The sequence below is a fragment of the Zavarzinia sp. CC-PAN008 genome, assembly GCF_051903925.1.
GTDB lineage: Bacteria > Pseudomonadota > Alphaproteobacteria > Zavarziniales > Zavarziniaceae.
This window is the reverse complement of record NZ_CP173678.1, coordinates 2,054,384-2,070,638: the sequence shown is the minus strand read 5'-3', so window position 1 is coordinate 2,070,638 and position 16,255 is coordinate 2,054,384. Positions and strand designations below refer to the sequence as shown.

At 70.5% G+C, this 16,255-nt stretch carries 17 protein-coding genes; 6 read left to right on the top strand and 11 right to left on the bottom strand.

All coding sequences use genetic code 11. The features are described 5' to 3' along the window. Window positions 1–24: 24 nt before the first annotated feature. The 11 genes from ACI6GS_RS09655 to ACI6GS_RS09605 form a co-directional block, all read right to left on the bottom strand. Window positions 25–690 (bottom strand): lysozyme inhibitor LprI family protein, encoded by a 666-nt coding sequence (locus tag ACI6GS_RS09655; protein ID WP_439817580.1) that lies wholly within the window; start codon window positions 688–690, stop codon window positions 25–27. Next, entirely contained in the window at window positions 687–2,015 is a 1,329-nt protein-coding gene (locus tag ACI6GS_RS09650; RefSeq protein WP_439817579.1) for a dihydroorotase, read from the bottom strand. Before ACI6GS_RS09650 ends, ACI6GS_RS09655 begins: the two co-directional genes overlap by 4 nt. Further along, window positions 2,012–2,392: an Ig-like domain-containing protein gene (locus ACI6GS_RS09645; protein WP_439817578.1), complete on the bottom strand. Its 381-nt coding sequence runs from the start codon at window positions 2,390–2,392 to the stop codon at window positions 2,012–2,014. The genes ACI6GS_RS09650 and ACI6GS_RS09645 overlap by 4 nt, the downstream gene beginning before the upstream one ends. 84 nt (window positions 2,393–2,476) lie before the next feature. Next, on the bottom strand, window positions 2,477–3,646 hold the full coding sequence (locus ACI6GS_RS09640) for a JmjC domain-containing protein (RefSeq protein WP_439817577.1): 1,170 nt from the start codon (window positions 3,644–3,646) through the stop codon (window positions 2,477–2,479). A 53-nt stretch (window positions 3,647–3,699) separates the two neighbouring features. Next, on the bottom strand, window positions 3,700–3,864 hold the full coding sequence (locus ACI6GS_RS09635; RefSeq protein ID WP_439817576.1) for a hypothetical protein: 165 nt from the start codon (window positions 3,862–3,864) through the stop codon (window positions 3,700–3,702). A gap of 58 nt (window positions 3,865–3,922) precedes the next feature. After that, window positions 3,923–4,081 carry a hypothetical protein gene (locus tag ACI6GS_RS09630; protein WP_439817575.1) on the bottom strand — a complete coding sequence of 53 codons (159 nt, stop codon included), beginning with the start codon at window positions 4,079–4,081 and terminating at the stop codon, window positions 3,923–3,925. Between the two features lie 88 nt (window positions 4,082–4,169). Next, window positions 4,170–5,939: an asparagine synthase (glutamine-hydrolyzing) gene (gene asnB / locus ACI6GS_RS09625; RefSeq protein WP_439817574.1), complete on the bottom strand. Its 1,770-nt coding sequence runs from the start codon at window positions 5,937–5,939 to the stop codon at window positions 4,170–4,172. Next, window positions 5,927–6,985, bottom strand: a complete 1,059-nt coding sequence (locus ACI6GS_RS09620) for a glycosyltransferase (protein WP_439817573.1) — start codon at window positions 6,983–6,985, stop codon at window positions 5,927–5,929. Before ACI6GS_RS09620 ends, asnB begins: the two co-directional genes overlap by 13 nt. Continuing rightward, window positions 6,982–7,767, bottom strand: a complete 786-nt coding sequence (locus ACI6GS_RS09615; RefSeq protein WP_439817572.1) for a glycosyltransferase family 2 protein — start codon at window positions 7,765–7,767, stop codon at window positions 6,982–6,984. The genes ACI6GS_RS09620 and ACI6GS_RS09615 overlap by 4 nt, the downstream gene beginning before the upstream one ends. After that, on the bottom strand, window positions 7,764–8,705 hold the full coding sequence (locus ACI6GS_RS09610) for a glycosyltransferase family 9 protein (protein ID WP_439817571.1): 942 nt from the start codon (window positions 8,703–8,705) through the stop codon (window positions 7,764–7,766). The genes ACI6GS_RS09615 and ACI6GS_RS09610 overlap by 4 nt, the downstream gene beginning before the upstream one ends. Before the next feature lie 102 nt (window positions 8,706–8,807). After that, complete coding sequence (locus ACI6GS_RS09605; RefSeq protein WP_439817570.1) at window positions 8,808–10,016, bottom strand: trypsin-like serine peptidase; 1,209 nt, start codon at window positions 10,014–10,016, stop codon at window positions 8,808–8,810. Between the two features lie 130 nt (window positions 10,017–10,146). On the opposite strand from ACI6GS_RS09605, the gene ygfZ reads away from it, so the two are divergent. The 6 genes from ygfZ to ACI6GS_RS09575 all read left to right on the top strand — a co-directional run bounded on the left by ygfZ (window position 10,147) and on the right by ACI6GS_RS09575 (window position 16,146). After that, window positions 10,147–11,085, top strand: a complete 939-nt coding sequence (gene ygfZ / locus ACI6GS_RS09600) for a CAF17-like 4Fe-4S cluster assembly/insertion protein YgfZ (RefSeq protein ID WP_439817569.1) — start codon at window positions 10,147–10,149, stop codon at window positions 11,083–11,085. A gap of 93 nt (window positions 11,086–11,178) precedes the next feature. Then, window positions 11,179–11,796 (top strand): DNA-3-methyladenine glycosylase I, encoded by a 618-nt coding sequence (locus tag ACI6GS_RS09595; protein WP_439817568.1) that lies wholly within the window; start codon window positions 11,179–11,181, stop codon window positions 11,794–11,796. Between the two features lie 118 nt (window positions 11,797–11,914). Continuing rightward, complete coding sequence (locus ACI6GS_RS09590) at window positions 11,915–12,859, top strand: UDP-2,3-diacylglucosamine diphosphatase (protein ID WP_439817567.1); 945 nt, start codon at window positions 11,915–11,917, stop codon at window positions 12,857–12,859. 16 nt (window positions 12,860–12,875) lie between these two features. Continuing rightward, window positions 12,876–13,874 (top strand): glycosyltransferase family 4 protein, encoded by a 999-nt coding sequence (locus ACI6GS_RS09585; protein WP_439817566.1) that lies wholly within the window; start codon window positions 12,876–12,878, stop codon window positions 13,872–13,874. 86 nt (window positions 13,875–13,960) lie between these two features. After that, window positions 13,961–15,055 (top strand): NAD-dependent epimerase/dehydratase family protein, encoded by a 1,095-nt coding sequence (locus ACI6GS_RS09580; RefSeq protein WP_439817565.1) that lies wholly within the window; start codon window positions 13,961–13,963, stop codon window positions 15,053–15,055. Window positions 15,056–15,255: 200 nt separating this feature from the next. Beyond that, window positions 15,256–16,146 (top strand): HpcH/HpaI aldolase/citrate lyase family protein, encoded by an 891-nt coding sequence (locus tag ACI6GS_RS09575; protein ID WP_439817564.1) that lies wholly within the window; start codon window positions 15,256–15,258, stop codon window positions 16,144–16,146. The last annotated feature ends 109 nt before the right edge of the window (window positions 16,147–16,255 follow it).

Sequence of the window (16,255 nt, the reverse complement as noted above, 5' to 3'; positions counted from 1 at the left end):
GCTAGGCGTTCCCGGCGCTGCGCGTCAGCGCCGGGCATAGGGGCCGGTCAGCGTCGCATTCGCGCCGCAGGCGGCGGAACAGGCCCCGGCCTCCACCCTCGCGGTGTTGCCCTCCAGGCGGATCGTGCCGCTGCAGTCGGCCTGCTCACCCGACCAGGCCAGCACGCCGCCTTCCTGCCGCCGGGCGGTGATGTAGAGCTGGCAGTTCCGGAACTTGGCCTGCTCGATGGTCAGGAAGGCACCCTCGATCGTGCCGTCGACCTGTTCCACCAGGACCATGGTGCCCTTCTGCCCCTGCTGCTGGAAATCGTAGACCCCGCCGACCGGCGGCGCTGCCCCACGCGCGGCGTAAAGGTCCTTCAGCCGCTGGGACAATTCCATCAGGCGCTCGTTATAGGCATGTTCCAGGCACTCGTTGTCACCACGGGAACAGTCGGTGTTGCGCGCCACGGTCCAGCGCCGCTGGGCGATGCGCAGGCGATTGCGCTCGTCCGACGGCACCGCGTTCATCAGCCCTTCGTACAGGCGACCCAGCGTGCCGTCGCGCCAGGTCAGCTTGGAATTGACGCAGATCGCGCGCTCGATGGGTCCTGTCGAACGGCCGCAGTCAAAGCTGGCGGTCTGGGCCTGGACCGCCGGGGCCTGGCCCCCAAGCGCCAGCAGGGCCAGCGCCGCGAGTGCAGCCCTCACGGGGCGGCCTCCAGGTCGAATTCCAGGGGCCGGCCGGCCGGTGCCCCCAGCAGTTCGCCCTCGCGCATGGCCAGGTTGCCGCGGATCACGGTCATGACGGGCCAGCCGGTCACCACGCGGTCCTTGAACGGGCTCCAGCCACAGCGGCTGGCCAGCCAGTCGGATTCGATGCGCTGCCGGCGCTTCAGGTCGACGATGGTCAGGTCGCCGTCGAAGCCCGGGGCGATCTGCCCCTTGTTCCGGATGTGGAACAGGCTGGCGGCGCGGGTGCTGGTCAGGGCCACCAGGCGGTCCAGGCTCAGCCGCCCCTGCGCCATGTGGTCCAGGAGCAGGGGCAGCAGCGTCTGCACGCCCGGCATGCCGGACGGGCTTTCGGGATAGGTCTTGGACTTCTCGGCAAAGGTGTGGGGCGCGTGGTCGGAGCCGATCACGTCCACGGTCCCGTCTGCCACCCCGGCCCACAGCCCGTCGCGATGCCGGGCGGCGCGGATGGGCGGGTTCATCTGCGCCAGCGTCCCGATCTGCTCATAGCATTCGGGCGCCGTCAGGGTCAGGTGCTGCGGTGTCGTCTCGACCGAGGCGATGTCCTTCTGCCCCTTCAGCCAGGCCATCTCCTCGGCACTGGTGACGTGCAGGATGTGCACCTTGCGCCCCGCCGCACGCGCGGCGCGGATCGCCCGCTCGGTCGCGGTCAGGGCCGTCAGTTCGTCGCGCCACACCGGATGGGTGCGGGGATCGCCGCGTTCGGCCAAGGCCTTGCGCTCGCGCAGGCGGGCCTCGTCCTCGGCATGGATGGCGACGCGGCGCCGGCCGGAGCGCAGGACCGCGGTCAGTCCCTCGTCATCCTCGACCAGAAGGTCGCCGGTGGACGAGCCCATGAAGACCTTGACCCCGCAGACGCCGGGCAGGCGCTCCAGGTGCGGCAGGTCGGCGACGTTCGAGGCGGCGGCACCGACATAGAAGGCGTGATCGCAGCGCATGCGGCCACGGGCGCGCGCCAGCTTGTCCTCGATCGCCTCCTGCGTGGTGGTCGCGGGCTTGGTGTTCGGCATCTCGAACACGGCAACGACCCCGCCCAGGACGGCGCAATCGCCGCCGGTCGCCAGGTCCTCCTTGTGCTCCAGGCCCGGCTCGCGGAAATGGACCTGGGTGTCGATCACGCCTGGCAGGACATGGAGGCCGGTCGCGTCGACCACCTGCCCGGCCTGGGCCGGGTCCAGAGCTCCGATCGCGACGATGCGACCATCGCGGATGGCGACGTCGGCGACGCCAGTCGCCCCCGGGGTGACGACCGTTCCCCCGCGAACCAGCAGATCGACGGTCATGGGGCCGTCTTGAAATGCAGTTGGGCCGGCACCGCCGGGACGCCGTCCGTGCTCTTGAAGTTCATGTGCGTGCCGCCATTGAAACCGACGCCATAGGTCTTACCCGGTTCGGTCGTGCATTTCAGCGTGAACGTCCGGCCATCGGCCGATTGCTCGGCCGGGGGCGGGCAGGGTGGATAGGGCGCATCCGTCAGCGTCACGAAGGAGTAGCTGTCGGGCGCCATGGCCCGGTCAAACGTGACGCTCAGCTCCATCGCTCCCGCCGGCACCGTGGCCCCGTCGGCAGGGCTGGTCGCAACGACCCGCGCACCGTCCCCCGCGGCCAGGGCCGGGGCAGCGATTCCCCATGCGACACACATGACGGCGAGCCTGCGCATTGCCATCCTCCCGTTTCATTTCTTGGGCACCAGTGTTCCACGCGGGAACATGCTCGGCAATCGGAGGATCGGGCCCGCGCCCGCTCAATCCGCCCGCTCGAACAGGAAGACCAGCGACTTGCGGGCAAGGCCCGCAACCGCGCGCCGAACCTGATCCGCCGCCATCGCCGGCAGGGCCTGCGCCAGGCCCGCCAGGTCAAGCGTGTCGCGCTCCAGCAGCAGGGCAAGCACGGCGCACTCGTCCTCGTTCACGGCGACATCCAGTGCGCCGGCACGCACGCGGCCCGTCTCCCGCAGCAGCGATCCGCACCGGACCAGCGCCGGCTGGACCTGTGTCGTCGGGGCCAATGCCTCGATCAGGCCGAAGTTCAGGGGCCGCTTCGCCTGCCGCCGCATATCCTCGGCGGCAAGGAAGGCATCCAGGTCCAGTCCGTCGACCAGATCGTGCAGCGCCGCCCGCAATTCAGCCTCCCGCGCACGCCGCTCCGCCACGGGCGCCAGGGGGTCGATGTCGCGGGCCAGGACGTCGTGTGTCAGCGACTGCCCGCCAAGCCAATGGAGGAGCGTATCGCCCCGTGGCGCGCGCAGGCCCAGGGTGACATGCACGCTTGGTCCGTCCGTCACGGCCGCGACGTGGATATCGCCGCGCGGCACGAACAGGAGGTCGCCAGGCTCCAGCGTGCCTTCCCATTCCGGGGCGGGCAGGTCGTCGCGCGACTTCAAGTGAACGATGCCCTGGCCCGCGTGACCGCCGCGACCAAAGCAGGACCAGCGCTTGGTCCCATGGACCTGGACGACCAGCACGTCATGCGGATCGGAATGGGGCGAAAAGGCCCCGCCCTTCGCGAAGCTGACATAGCAGTTCACGCTGACGCTGGTGCGCGTGCGCCGTTCCAGCAGGGCGCCAAGGGCCGCCCAGGCCGGCACCATGCCGTCCAGGCCCGCGATCGCCAGGCTGAAACCCATCAGGCCCAGCGCGTGCAGGTTCTCGTGCCGCAGGGTGCGCGTCGCGCGATCCTCGTGCAGCACTGTCAGCGCCTCAAGCGGCAGGGGCTTCCCGTCGCGGGTTGCCAGGACCTCGCCCGACATGAGGCGGTCCAGCGTCACCAGGGACTGCAGCGTGAGCCACGGCAGCAGCGCCTGGAAGCGGGCCGTCCGGTCTGTCTTCAGGTGCAGGCGCTGCCGCGCCCGCCGTATCTGGTGGAGAAGGGCCGGATCGTGGGGCGCGAACAGGTCCGCCAGATCGGCAATCACTGTGCTGTCCTTCTGCCCGGACCGGACAAGGCCGGTCGCGGCAATGTCGAAATTCAGGAAAAGGTGATGCCGTCGCTGTCGACTTCGCCGCTGGCACGGGCGCCAGACAGGCCGATGCGGCGCACGCGCGGGGCGTGCCAGGCCTCCCGGTCGGACGGATCCTGTGCAGCCCGGTCGGCAAGCTCGGCGGGCGCGGCGTCGTTCATGTCATCAGCCATTGGTCCATCCGATCAGGTATGGGGATCGTAGGCCCCATGCCGCCGATCCGGGTTATGCTCAGGACACCCCGAAACTGCCATCCGGGCCATCGGCAAGGCCGTTCGCCGCATTGCCCAGGCCAATCCTGCTGACCCGGGGCGGCTGCCATTCCTCGCGCACGTCCTCACTCAAGGCATCCGTGGGGACAGGCTGATTCTGGACGGCTTCAATGGTCATGATGTGATCGCTCCCCGACGGATGGCGCCTGCGACAGGCGGCAGAGCCTAGAACTATTCCACATCATGGCAACAGGGACCGCCAGGCCTCAGCCTCCCGCCAGGATGTCGAAGACGTCGCCCTCGACCCGCTGGCGCTCGATGTGGATCCGGTGCCAAAGCGCGAAGAACAGCAACGTCCAGGCGGCCTGGCCCGCCCGCTTGCCACCCGCCTTCTGGCCGCGGGGGTGGAACAGCGCCTCCACCCGCTCAGGCAGGCAGAGCGCCGCAATTGCCGGGTGGCGGGCCACCAGCGGGCCCAGGCGATGGCCCTCGCCCGCGATCCACTCCGCCACGGGCACCGTGAAGCCCTTCTTGGTCGAGAACGCATCCGCCGCCGGCAGCGCCCGGTCCAGCCAGCGGCGCAGCAGGTACTTGCCCGTGCGGCCCTGGACCTTCAGCGCGTCCGGCAGGCGAAAGGCGACTTCTGCCACCCGCGGGTCCAGGAACGGCGTCCGCCCCTCCAGACCATGGGCCATCAGGCAGCGGTCCAACTTGATCAGCAGGTCGTTGGGCAGCCAGTCGGCACAGTCCACCGCCTGGGCCTGCTGCAATGGCGTCAGGCCGTGGCCGGCCAGGCGCCCCTCCGCCGCCACGATCCCGTCGCGCCAGCCGGAAGGCGCCTGCCGCAGCAGGTCCAGGCCGTCCAGCGTGCCCTTGGGCCGCAGCGCCCGGCCGCCCAGCCACCACGGCCGCAGCCGGGCGCGGTAGCGGCCATAGCCGCCGAACAGTTCGTCCCCGCCCTCCCCCGACAGCACGACCTTGAACGACTTTGCGGCCTCCCGCGCCAGGAGCCAGGTCGGCACGATGGCGTAGTCGGCGGTGGGATCGTCGACCGCGGCCACGATCTGCGGCAGATGCTGGAAGAAGTCGGCGGCCGTCACCTCGATCGCGATGTGCTCGGCGCCCGCCGCCCTGGCCACCGATGCCGCATGGGCGCGCTCGTCAGCCGCGGCCGAGCCCGGAAACCCAGCGGTGAAGGCGACCACCGGCCTGTCCGACAGGCGCGCCATGGTCGCCAGGATGGCGGAGGAATCGACGCCCCCCGACAGGAACATGGCGAACGGCACGTCCGAGCGCTGATGCACCATGACGCTGTCGGTCAGGGCGCTGTCCAGCAGGGCCAGGGCCTGGTCCTCGTCCCACGCGGCGGGCGGACCCATGGGCAGGGCCTGCTGCTGGTGCCGCTCGATCACGCGGCCGTCGCCCACGACCAGCGTCTCGCCCGGCAGCACGCGGTCGATCCCGGCAAAGGCCGTCTCCCGCCCCGTGGTGAAGTGCAGTTGCAGCAGTTCCAGCGCCGCCGCCTCCCGCAGCTTCGGGCTGACCAGGCCGCTGGACAGCAGGGCGGAGGGGGTCGAGGCAAAGGCAAGCCCGCTTTCGCCGGCATGGTAGTAGAGCGGCTTGATCCCGAACGGATCGCGGCTCAGCACCAGGTGGCCCTGGGCCGGGTCGTGCAGCGCGATCGCCCACATGCCGCGCAAGGCCTGAACGAAGTCCAGCCCGGCGTCGCGAAAGATCAGAAGCGGCGGCTCGCAATCGGAGCCGCTGGTCAGGCGCCCGGCCAGCGCCTGCTGCAGCTCGACATAATTGTAGACCTCTCCATTGGCGACCAGGCCGGCGCCGCCCGGCTCGACCAGGGGCTGGGCCCCGGTATCAAGGTCGATGATCGACAGGCGGCGGTGGACCATGCCGACGGATCCGCGCAGCCAGCGCCCTTCCCCGTCCGGCCCACGATGCGCCAAAGCCAGGGCCAGGCGGTCCAGCAGCGCCTCCGGCACCGCCCCGTCGTGCACCATGAAGCCGCCTAGGCCGCACATGGCACACCCCCAGGCGCGATGTCGGCCAGATAGCGGGTCCAGCGCGCGATGACCGGGGCCTCCGCGAAGTCGTGCTCGAACCGCAGGCGCCCGGCCTGGGCCAGGCAGCGCGCCGCGTCGCGGTCGTCCAGGACCCGGTTGAGTGCGGCGGCCAGGGCCTGAGGCTGCTCGCGCGGGACCAGCAGGCCGTCCGCACCGTCGGCGATCAGGGCAGCGGGCCCGTCCGCATTCGCGGCGACGACGGGAACGCCGGCAGACCACGCCTCCAGCACCACATTGCCGAGCGGCTCCGCGCGGCTGGGGCAGCACAGGACATCCGCGCCCGCCAGCAGGTCGGCGGTATCGCTGCGCCAGCCGATCATGTGCACACGATCCGCCACCCCCTGCGCCGCCGCCAGCGTCCGCAACGGCGCCTCTTCCGGTCCGCTGCCGGCCAGCCAGAGATGGGCCCGGGGCACCAGCGGCAAGGCACGCACCAGGACGTCGAACGCCTTGTTCGGGTGAAGCCGGCCCAGCGCCAGGATCACTGGCGCCGCGGGCGGCGTGCCAAGCGCCGCGCGGGCGGGCGGTGTTCCGCCCGCCAGATCCTGGGCGAAGTTCGGCACCATCCGCACCCGCTCCGCCGGCCAGCCCCGCTCAACGATCCAGCGCACCAGTGCATCGGTGTTGGCGGCCAGATGGCGCGCGCGGCGAAACCGCTTCAGGTCATAGACGCCGCCCAGCCGGCCCGCCGTAACCAGCCCGTCGCGCGCCGTTGGCAGCGCCGCCGCAGCGCGGCCCATCCAGGCCAGCACGACCTGCGGTGCGAAGTGCCGGACGACGCCACGGATGCGCCAGGGCGTCACCAGGTCCAGCGCGCCGGCGAACCTGGTCTGCGTCACCGGGATCCCGGCCGCAGTCAGCAGGGCCGCGCGCTGCGGGTGGTGCCGGATCACCGCCTGCTGAACGACGCCCGCGCGCGCCAGGGCTGGCAGCAGCCGCTCGAAGAAGGTCTCCGCCCCGCCCACGCGGGCGCCCGCCATCAGGTGCAGGACGCGCAGGCTCAAGGCGGGTCGCCCCGGCCCAGCGCGGCCTCGTCCAGCGCGAAGCGTGCCTTCAGGTGCGACAGCACGGGATAGAGTGCGGCCATCAAGGCCACCAGGACGCCATAGGGTCCCTCGCGATAGCCCTTGCGGGCGACGTAGCATTTCCAGAAGCGGGAGAACATGCGCCGGACATTGTGACCCAATGTGCCGATGTCGCCGCTGTCCACAAGGTCGCGGGCGCGGGCGGTCGTGTAGCGGTCCAACCTGGCCAGCATGTCGGACAGGTCGCGGTCGACATAGTGCTCCATCGGCGTCCGCAGGCTGCCCAGGGCGGTGCCGAGTTCCAGCTTCGGATGGATGCGCTGGGCGCCCCAGGTCTTGTGCCCGCGGGCGAACAGCCGGGGCGCTGCCGAGACGCCGATGCCCGCCCCCCAGCCGTGCCGCACCAGCCGGCGCCCGATGTAGTTGTCGAACGGGATCAGGTACCAGCCGGGGGCGGAGGTTGCGATCACCTCGCGGATCTCGGTCGCCAGGGCATGGGGCATGCGCTCGTCGGCGTCGACCTCCACGATCCAGTGGCCGCTGCACGCCTCGATCCCGGTATTGCGGCGCGCGCCCTCGATCTCCCAGCCGCCCTCGATCACCCTGGCGCCGCTGGCCCGGGCGATCTCTGCCGAGCGGTCGGTGCAGCGGTCGAGCACGACCACCACCTCGTCCGCGAAGCTGAGCCGGGCCAGGCAGCCCGGCAGTTCCGCCTCCTCGTTGTGCGCGACGACCAGCGCCGACAGCCGCGGGGCGCTCATGCCGCCTCCAGCAGGCGACGGGCCGCTGCCTCGACCGGGGCCACCGCCAGATCGGCGAGGTGACTTTCTGTCCGGCGGTAGTCATAGCCGGGCTGGCCCACGATCTGGTCGAACGTGCGCGGCCCCCGCACCGCCAGGCAGCGCGCGCCCCAGGGACCGTAGAGCGTCTCCTTGCTGGGCCCGAACAGGCCCACAGTCGGCGTGCCCGCGGCCGCCGACAGGTGCATCAGCCCCGAATCATTGCCCACGAACAGCGCGGCCCGGGCCAGGCAGGCATGGGCCGTCAGCAGGTCGACGCGGCCCACCAGGTCGATCGCCTGGTCGCCCAGCGCCGCCAGCAGGGGAGCGGCGATCGCCTCCTCTCCCGGACCGCCAAAGACGGCGACGCGCCGCCCGGCCAGGGGCGCACCCGGTCCGGTCACGTGCCGCACCAGTTCGGCAAAGCACTCCGCCGGCCAGATCTTGCCCCCCCAGTTGGCGGTCGGCCCCAGGGCCAGCACGCCTGGCTCCGGCACCAGGCGGGCCGCGGCCACGGTGTGCGCAGGTGTCGTCCACAGGCGGGGCGCCGGCGGCGGCTCAAGGCCCAGCAGGCGACCCAGCGCCACCACGCGGTGCTGTGGCGCCGCCTCCTTGCGCCACACGATGCGACGGCGGGCCGGCACCAGCCAGGCCAGGGCCGAGGCGCGCAGGTCCACCACGACGTCCCACAGGCGGAAGGCGACGGCCGACCACAGGTGCAACCAGTGCCGCCCGCCGCGCTGCTTGCGCAAGGCGATCAGCCGCTCAAGCCCGGGCACGGCCTGGAACAGGGGAATGGCGGCGGGCCCCGCGGCGACGGTCACGCGCGGGCTGGGCGACGCCGCGATCAGGCAGTCCAGCAGGCCGGTCGACAGGATGGCGTCGCCCACCCGGTTGGAGGTCACGAACAGGATGCGCAAAGACCATGGCCCCGGCAGCGCCCCGATGCGGGCGCGCCGAAGCTTTAGCGTCTTTCCGCGCGCAACGGGAGTGCGCCCATCCCGGGGACGGCCATGCGGCGTTCAGCTATGGCGGTCCAGGATGCGCCGGGCGGCGCGGTAGAAGGCCCGCGAATCGACCGCCATGCTGTGCTCGAACGGACTGTCGTCGCTGGGGTAATAGGCCGAGTGGATCGCCACGATGCGATAGCGTCCGTTCTCGTTCACGAACAGCGCAGCGCCCGAGGCGCCGACCTGGGTGTCGCACTCGTGGAACAGGGTGTTGTCGTCATAGACCTGCACCACATGGCAGCCGACATGGGCCGTCATGCGGTCCTCGTGGTCGCTGCTGTAGCCCGCAAGCGAAACGGTCAGCCAGCTTCCCTTTTCCAGGCGCATCACCTCCGCGTCGGTCATCGGGCGGATGTCGAACGTGCCCAGGCGGGTGCCCAGGTCGCGGTCCAGGGTCAGGAAGGCATAGTCCAGTCCGTCGATTTCAGACGTCGTGATGTGCCGCTCGTGGTCATAGCCGCTGGCGATTTCCCAGCTGACGATGCGTGCGCTGGCCAGTGCGCGGCCGTCGCGGAAACCGGCCAGGAACGCCTCGGGCTGGGCCAGCTCGTTCGAGGTTTCGCCCTCGTACATGCAATGCGCCGCCGTCAGGATCACGCGCGGCGCCACCAGCTGGGCCGTGCAATAGCCGCCCCCTGCGAACGTCAGCTTGCCGATTGCGCTCCAGGGCGCCTGGGCCACGTCGGGAAAGGTCCGGTCGTCATGGCCGAACAGGTGGTCGGCATCTTCGGGCGTGCTCGACTTCTCGACCGGCGGCTTGGGTCCGCCATCGACCGGGCCGGGCCGGTTGTTGCGCGGCGCGGGCGCGTCCGTCGCGGCCGAGCAGCGCTCGATCGAGTAGCTGTAGCCGGCCGCCGATTCAAAGAACTCGATGGCGTCGGGACCACGGATGCGGAACCGCTCCCACACCTCCTCGCCATTGGCGCCGCGCGGGTACTGGACGAACCAGACCTTGTCGTTCTCCTGCTTGATCTGCACGGCCACGTCGTCGAAGTCGCACGAGCCCAGCGACGTCGGGATGCAGACATAGCGGAAGCGCTCCGCCGTCTGGCGCGTCCAGATGTAGTCCGGCTCCGAACACTTGCCGCCACGCTGCTTCCAGGTCCCCTGAAGGGTCTGGAGCGCGTCGCCGGCGTCGAACGCCTGGGCCGGCGTACCGCCCATGAGCGCCCCTGAGCCGATGGCCAGTGCCAGGAGGGTGCGGCAGAGCATTGTCTTCATGCGCGAAACCTACCAAATCAACGTGGCGGCAAAGGATGACCGGCATCACAGTGCCGTCCGCCCCGTGGCCGCGATCACAGACCCGCAGTCGCGAAGCCTACGCTGCGCCATTCAGAAGGGAAGCATCCTGATGACCGAAGCCGTCGCCAAGGCTGCCACGCCCGCCCCCGTGCGCGCCGTGATCCTGGCCGACCGCCGGCCGATCGCCGTCGCGGGGCCAGAGGCGGTGAGCTTCCTGCAGGGGCTGATCTCGAACGACGTGACCAAGGTGGCACCCGCCCCCGACGGGCCCGCGGCACGGGCGATCTATGCAGCACTGCTGACGCCACAGGGCAAGTACCTGTTCGACTTCCCGGTGGCGCCCCTGGGCGACAGGCTGGTCCTGGATGCGGAGGCCGGGCGCGCCGCCGACCTGCAGAAGCGCCTGGCGATCTACAAGCTGCGCTCGAAAGTGACGCTGGCCGACCTCGACGCGGATCACGCCGTGGCGGCCCTGATCGGACCGGGTGCAGCGGCCGCCATCGGCCTCGACGGCGCGGCGGCGGGGACGGTCGCCCCCTTCCATGGTGGTGTCGCCTTTGTCGATCCGCGCCTGGCCGGGCTGGGCGTGCGCCTGATCCTGCCGCGCAGCGCGCTCGACACGGCGCTGGCGCCCTTCGCGCCGGCGACGGTGGAGGACTATGACGCCTGGCGGCTGGGGCATGGCGTCCCCGATGGCAGCCGCGACCTTGCCATCGACAAGGGCTTTCTGCTCGAGAACAATTTCGAGGAACTGAACGGCGTCGACTTCGACAAGGGCTGCTATGTCGGGCAGGAACTGACCGCCCGCACCAAGTACCGCGGCACGATCCGCAAGCGCCTGTTCCGGGTCGAGCTTGAGGATGGCGCCCTGCCCGCGCCGGGCACGATCCTGCTGGCCGGCGGCAAGGACGCGGGCGAGATGCGCTCCGGCCGCGACCGCACCGGCCTCGCGCTCCTGCGGCTGGAAGAAGTGGCCGCAGCCGGCGGCGAACTTTTGGCGGGCGAGTCGCGGCTGCGCGCGGTCAAGCCAGACTGGGTGGGATTCTAGGCGCGCTCCCAGCACCGCCAACCGCGGCGCCGTGTCGAGCATCGGATATTCACCCCTTGTTCCGGTCACGGAGTTGGGACAGCCTGCTGTCCCATGACCGAAAGCCTGGCCCTCAATCTCACGCGTTGCCCGTGGTGCGGCACCGATCCCGTCTATGTCGCCTATCACGACACCGAATGGGGGGTGCCCGAATATGATTCGCGCGCGCTGTGGGAAAAGCTGATCCTGGACGGATTTCAGGCCGGCCTTGCCTGGATCACCATCTTGAGGAAGCGTGACACGTTCCGCGCCGCCTTTGACGGGTTCGAGCCGGCGGTGATCGCCCGCTACGGCCCCGACAAGGTGGAAGCGCTGATGCAGGACACCGGCATCGTGCGCAACCGGGCCAAGATCGTGGCCACCATCGGCAATGCCCAGGCCTATCTGGAGATGCAGGCGGCCGGCATCGACTTCTCCCGCCACTTGTGGAGCTTCGTGGGCGGCGCGCCCATCGTGAACCGGCTGGAGAGCATGGCGGACGCGCGCGTCACCTCGCCCGAGGCGGAGGCAATGTCCAAGGACCTGAAGAAGCGCGGCTTCCGCTTCGTGGGCCCGACGATCGTCTATGCCTTCATGCAGGCCTGCGGCCTGGTCGACGACCACATGACCGGCTGCTTCCGCCATGGGCAGGCGACGGCCGGCACGCCCGGCGTTCCGGGGACGCAAAGCTGACACCTTAGCTTCACCGGCCTGTCATGGGGGCAGGGCATAAGACGGGCCAGCGGTACGGGGGATTCATGGGGGATCGCCAGCCGCCGGGGCCCCACCGGGGGGCCGGAGGGTTGCCCGCATGTCCCTGCTGGCCCGCACCGCATTCCGCACGCGCGCATTGCTGCGCGATGCACCCGACGCGCTTCTTGATGCTCCCCTGCCGCCACCCGCAACGCGCGGTGCCAGGCACGGGAAACCGCCCGCCCCGGCCGGTGGCACCGGCGGGGGGGAGGACGAGCCGGACCGTCAGCGCTTCCGCACAATCTGGATTTCCGACATCCACCTGGGCACCCGCGCCTGCCAGGCGGACCTGCTGCTGGATTTCCTGCGGCGGACGGAGTCGCAGACACTGTACCTGGTCGGCGACATCGTCGACGGCTGGCGCCTGAAGCGGTCCTGGTACTGGCCGCAAAGCCACAACGACGTGGTGCAGAAGGTCCTGCGCAAGGCGCGCAAGGGGACGGAGGTCGTCTACGTCCCCGGCAATCATGACGAGATGCTGCGCGATTACCTGGACCACGAGTTCGGCGGCGTCGCCGTACGGGGCGAGGTGATCCACCAGATGGCGGACGGCCGCCGCTTCCTGGTCCTGCATGGCGACGTGTTCGACGGCGTGCTGCGCTATGCCCAATGGCTGGCCCACCTGGGGGACCACGCCTATACCGTGTGCCTGGCAATCAATCGCTGGTTCAACTGGTGCCGGCGCAAGCTGGGCCTGTCCTACTGGTCGCTGTCGGCCGTGCTGAAGCACAAGGTCAAGAACGCGGTCCAGTACGTCGGCAACTACGAGCAGGTCCTGGCCGACGAGGCCCGGCGCCGCGGCGTCGACGGGATCATCTGCGGCCACATCCATTCCGCCGAGATCCGCATGATCGAGGGCGTGCTCTACTGCAACGACGGCGACTGGGTGGAGAGCTGCACCGCCCTGGTCGAGCACCTGGACGGCCGCCTGGAGATCCTGCGCTGGGCCGACCTTGTCGCGGCGGAGCGGGCCCGCGAACGCCGCCTGGCCCTGGCGGGCTGACCCCCGGCGCGCGGCCATGGACCTGCTGATCGTCTCCGACGCCTGGGCGCCGCAGGTCAACGGCGTGGTCCGCACGCTTGAATCGCTGGTGGGCGAACTGGCGCGGGCCGGCCACCGGGTCAGCCTGGCGACGCCGGACCGGTTCCGCTCCGTGGCGTGCCCGACCGATCCGGCGATCCGCCTGGCGGTGCTGCCGCGGCGGCGCCTGGTCGACATCCTGGGCGACGGCCGGCCCGCCGCGATCCACGTCGCGACCGAAGGGCCATTGGGCATCGCCGCGCGACGCCTGTGCCTGAAGCGGGGCCTGCGCTTCACCACCGCCTACCACACCCGGTTTCCCGAATACCTGAAGGCGCGGGTGGGCGTGCCGCTGTCCTGGTCCTATGCCTGGCTGCGGCGCTTCCATGCACCCTCGGGCAAGGTGATGGTCGCGACCGATTCGGTGCGGCGGGAACTGGCGGCGCACGGCTTCCGCAACCTGGCGCCGTGGACGCGGGGGGTCGACCTGGACCTGTTCCGGCCGGACCGGCGCAATACGCTGAAGCTGGGGTTGGAACCGCCGGTCTTCCTCTATGTCGGGCGCCTGGCGATCGAGAAGAACGTCGCCGCGTTCCTCGCGCTCGACCTGCCGGGATCGAAGCTGGTGGTGGGCGACGGGCCGGATCGTGCGCGGCTGGAGGCGTTGTTCCCGCAGGCCCGTTTCGTCGGGCAGAAAAGCGGCGAGGATCTGGCCCGGCACTATGCCGCGGCGGACGTGATGGTCTTTCCCAGCGTCACCGACACGTTCGGCCTGGTCCTGCTGGAGGCGCTCGCGAGCGGCGTGCCCGTGGCGGCCTTTCCCGTGCCGGGCCCGCGCGACGTCCTGACAGCCCGGACGGGGGTCATGGATACGGACCTGCGCCGTGCCGCGCTGGCCGCCCTGGACCTGTCGCCCGACGCCTGCCGCGCCCATGCCCGCACCTTTTCGTGGGCTGAGACGGCGCGCCAGTTCGTCGCCAACCTGGAATGTGCCTGATCCCTGCGCGTCCCCGGCACTTCGCGCTATAGTCCGGCCCGGAAGACACGACCGCCCGGCAGAGGCGGACGAATTGGGGAGGGACGATGTCCAGGAAGACGGTGCTGATCGCCGGCGCATCCGGCCTGGTCGGCTATGCCGCCATGAAGCATTTCGCGCAAATGCCGGACTGTTCCGTGATCGCCGTGTCGCGCCGAGCGCCCGACGAGACCTATGGCGCACGCTTCATCGCGGCCGACCTGACGGACGAGGCCGCCTGCGCCGCCCTGTTCAGCACGATGCCGGAGGTGACGCACGTCGTCTTTGCCTCCCTGTTCGAGAAGCCGGGTCTGGCCGCCGGCTGGCTGGAGGCCGACCAGATCGAGACCAACGGCCGGATGCTGCGCAACCTGTTCGAGCCGTTGGCCAGGGTGGCGCGGGGCCTGCGCCACGTGACCCTGCTCCAGGGGACCAAGGCCTATGGCGCGCATGTCCGGCAGATCGACGTGCCGGCCCGCCCCAACCGGTCGGAGGCGAAGGACGTCCCCAACTTCTACTGGGTGCAGGAAGACTACCTGCGCGAGAAGCAGAAGGCCCTGGGCTTCCGCCTCGCCATCTTCCGGCCGCAGATCATCTTCGGGTTCTCCTGGGGCAGTGCGATGAACCTGATCCCCGCCATCGGCGCCTATGCGGCGCTGCGGCGGGAGGCGGGGCTGGACCTGGCCTTTCCCGGCGGCAATCCGATGATCCTGGAGGCGGTGGACGCCGACCTGCTGGCCCGGGCCATCGCCTGGGCCACCGACCATCAGCCGCACGAGATCGACACCTATAACGTCACCAATGGCGACGTCTTCGTCTGGCACAACCTGTGGCCGGCGATCGCCGATGCCCTGGGGATGAAGGTGGGCCAGCCGGAGCGGCAGGCCCTGGGCCCCGCCGTTGCCCAGAACAGTGCCGCCTGGGACCGCATTCGCACACGCTTCAGCCTGGTCGCCCCACCGCTGGCCCCGTTCGTGGGCGAGTCGATGCACTATGCCGACTTCACCATGGGCTATTACATGGAGGGGTCGCAGGGCCTGGCGCCGATCGTGTCCACGATCAACCTGCGCCAGGACGGCTTTGCCGAGGTGATGGACACCGCGGACATGTTCCGCAAATGGTTCCGCATCTTCCAGGACAAGCGCCTGCTCCCGCCCCGTTGACGTTGCACCCGATGCTTCGAGACGCGTCGCGTTGCGCGCCGCTCCTCAGCATGACGCCGTTGGTTCTATTCAACATTTGCAACGGTCGTCATCCTGGGGAGGCCAGCATGGCCGTCCCGAACGATGTTGATACAGACCTTCGCGCGCACCCGCGCCGCTAGCGGTTCAGGACCTTGGCCGCTTCACAGGACCGCACCACCATGACCAAAGCCCTCCTCCGCTCCATGCTGTTCGTGCCTGGCGACAGCGACCGCAAGCTGGCCAAGGGCCTGGGCGTGGGGGCGGATGCGCTGATCCTGGACCTGGAAGACAGCGTGGCGCCGGAGCGCAAGCCCCTGGCGCGCGAGGCCGTGACGGCGGCACTGTCCGGCGTGGATCGGTCCAAGGGGCCGCAAATGTGGGTCCGCATCAACCCGCTGAGCACCGCCCTGGCCCTGCCCGACCTGGCCGCGATCGTCCGCGCCAGGCCCGATGGCATCATCCTGCCCAAGGCGGAGGGCGCCGCCGACGTGGCGCGCCTGGGCCACATGCTCGACGTGCTGGAAGCGCGCGAGGGTGTTGCGCCGGGCTATGTCCGCATCCTGCCCGTCGCGACCGAGACCGCATCCGCACCCTTTGCCCTGGGCAGCTTCGCGAGCCAGCCCCTGCCCCGCCTGCTGGGCCTGACCTGGGGGGCGGAGGACCTGGCGACCGCCGTGGGGGCCGCGACCAACCTGGCGCCCGAAGGGGGGTGGGCCCTGACCTTTCGCGTCGTGCGCTCGCTCACCTTGCTGGCGGCGCGGGCGGCGGGAGTCCAGCCGATCGAGACGCTGCACGCCGACTTCCGCGATACCGAGGGCCTGCGCGCCAGTTCCGTGGCCGCCCGGCGCGAAGGCTTCTCTGGCCGCCTGGCGATCCACCCGGACCAGGTGGCGCCGATCAACGAGGCCTTCATGCCGAATGCCGACGACATCGCCTTTGCCGAGCGGGTGGTCGCCGCCTTTGCCGCCAACCCCGGGGCCGGCACGGTCGGGCTGGACGGCAAGATGCTGGACATCCCGCACCTGAACCAGGCGCGCAACGTCCTCGCCCTGGCGGCGCTGTTCGCCTGAGGGTTCGACCCGCCGGGTGACAGGCGGGAGGCCTGCGGGCCCCATGGTGGCATCGCCTGGCAACCCCACGTCGCGGCCATGGACCGCCGATGCGCTGCACGGCGGGATG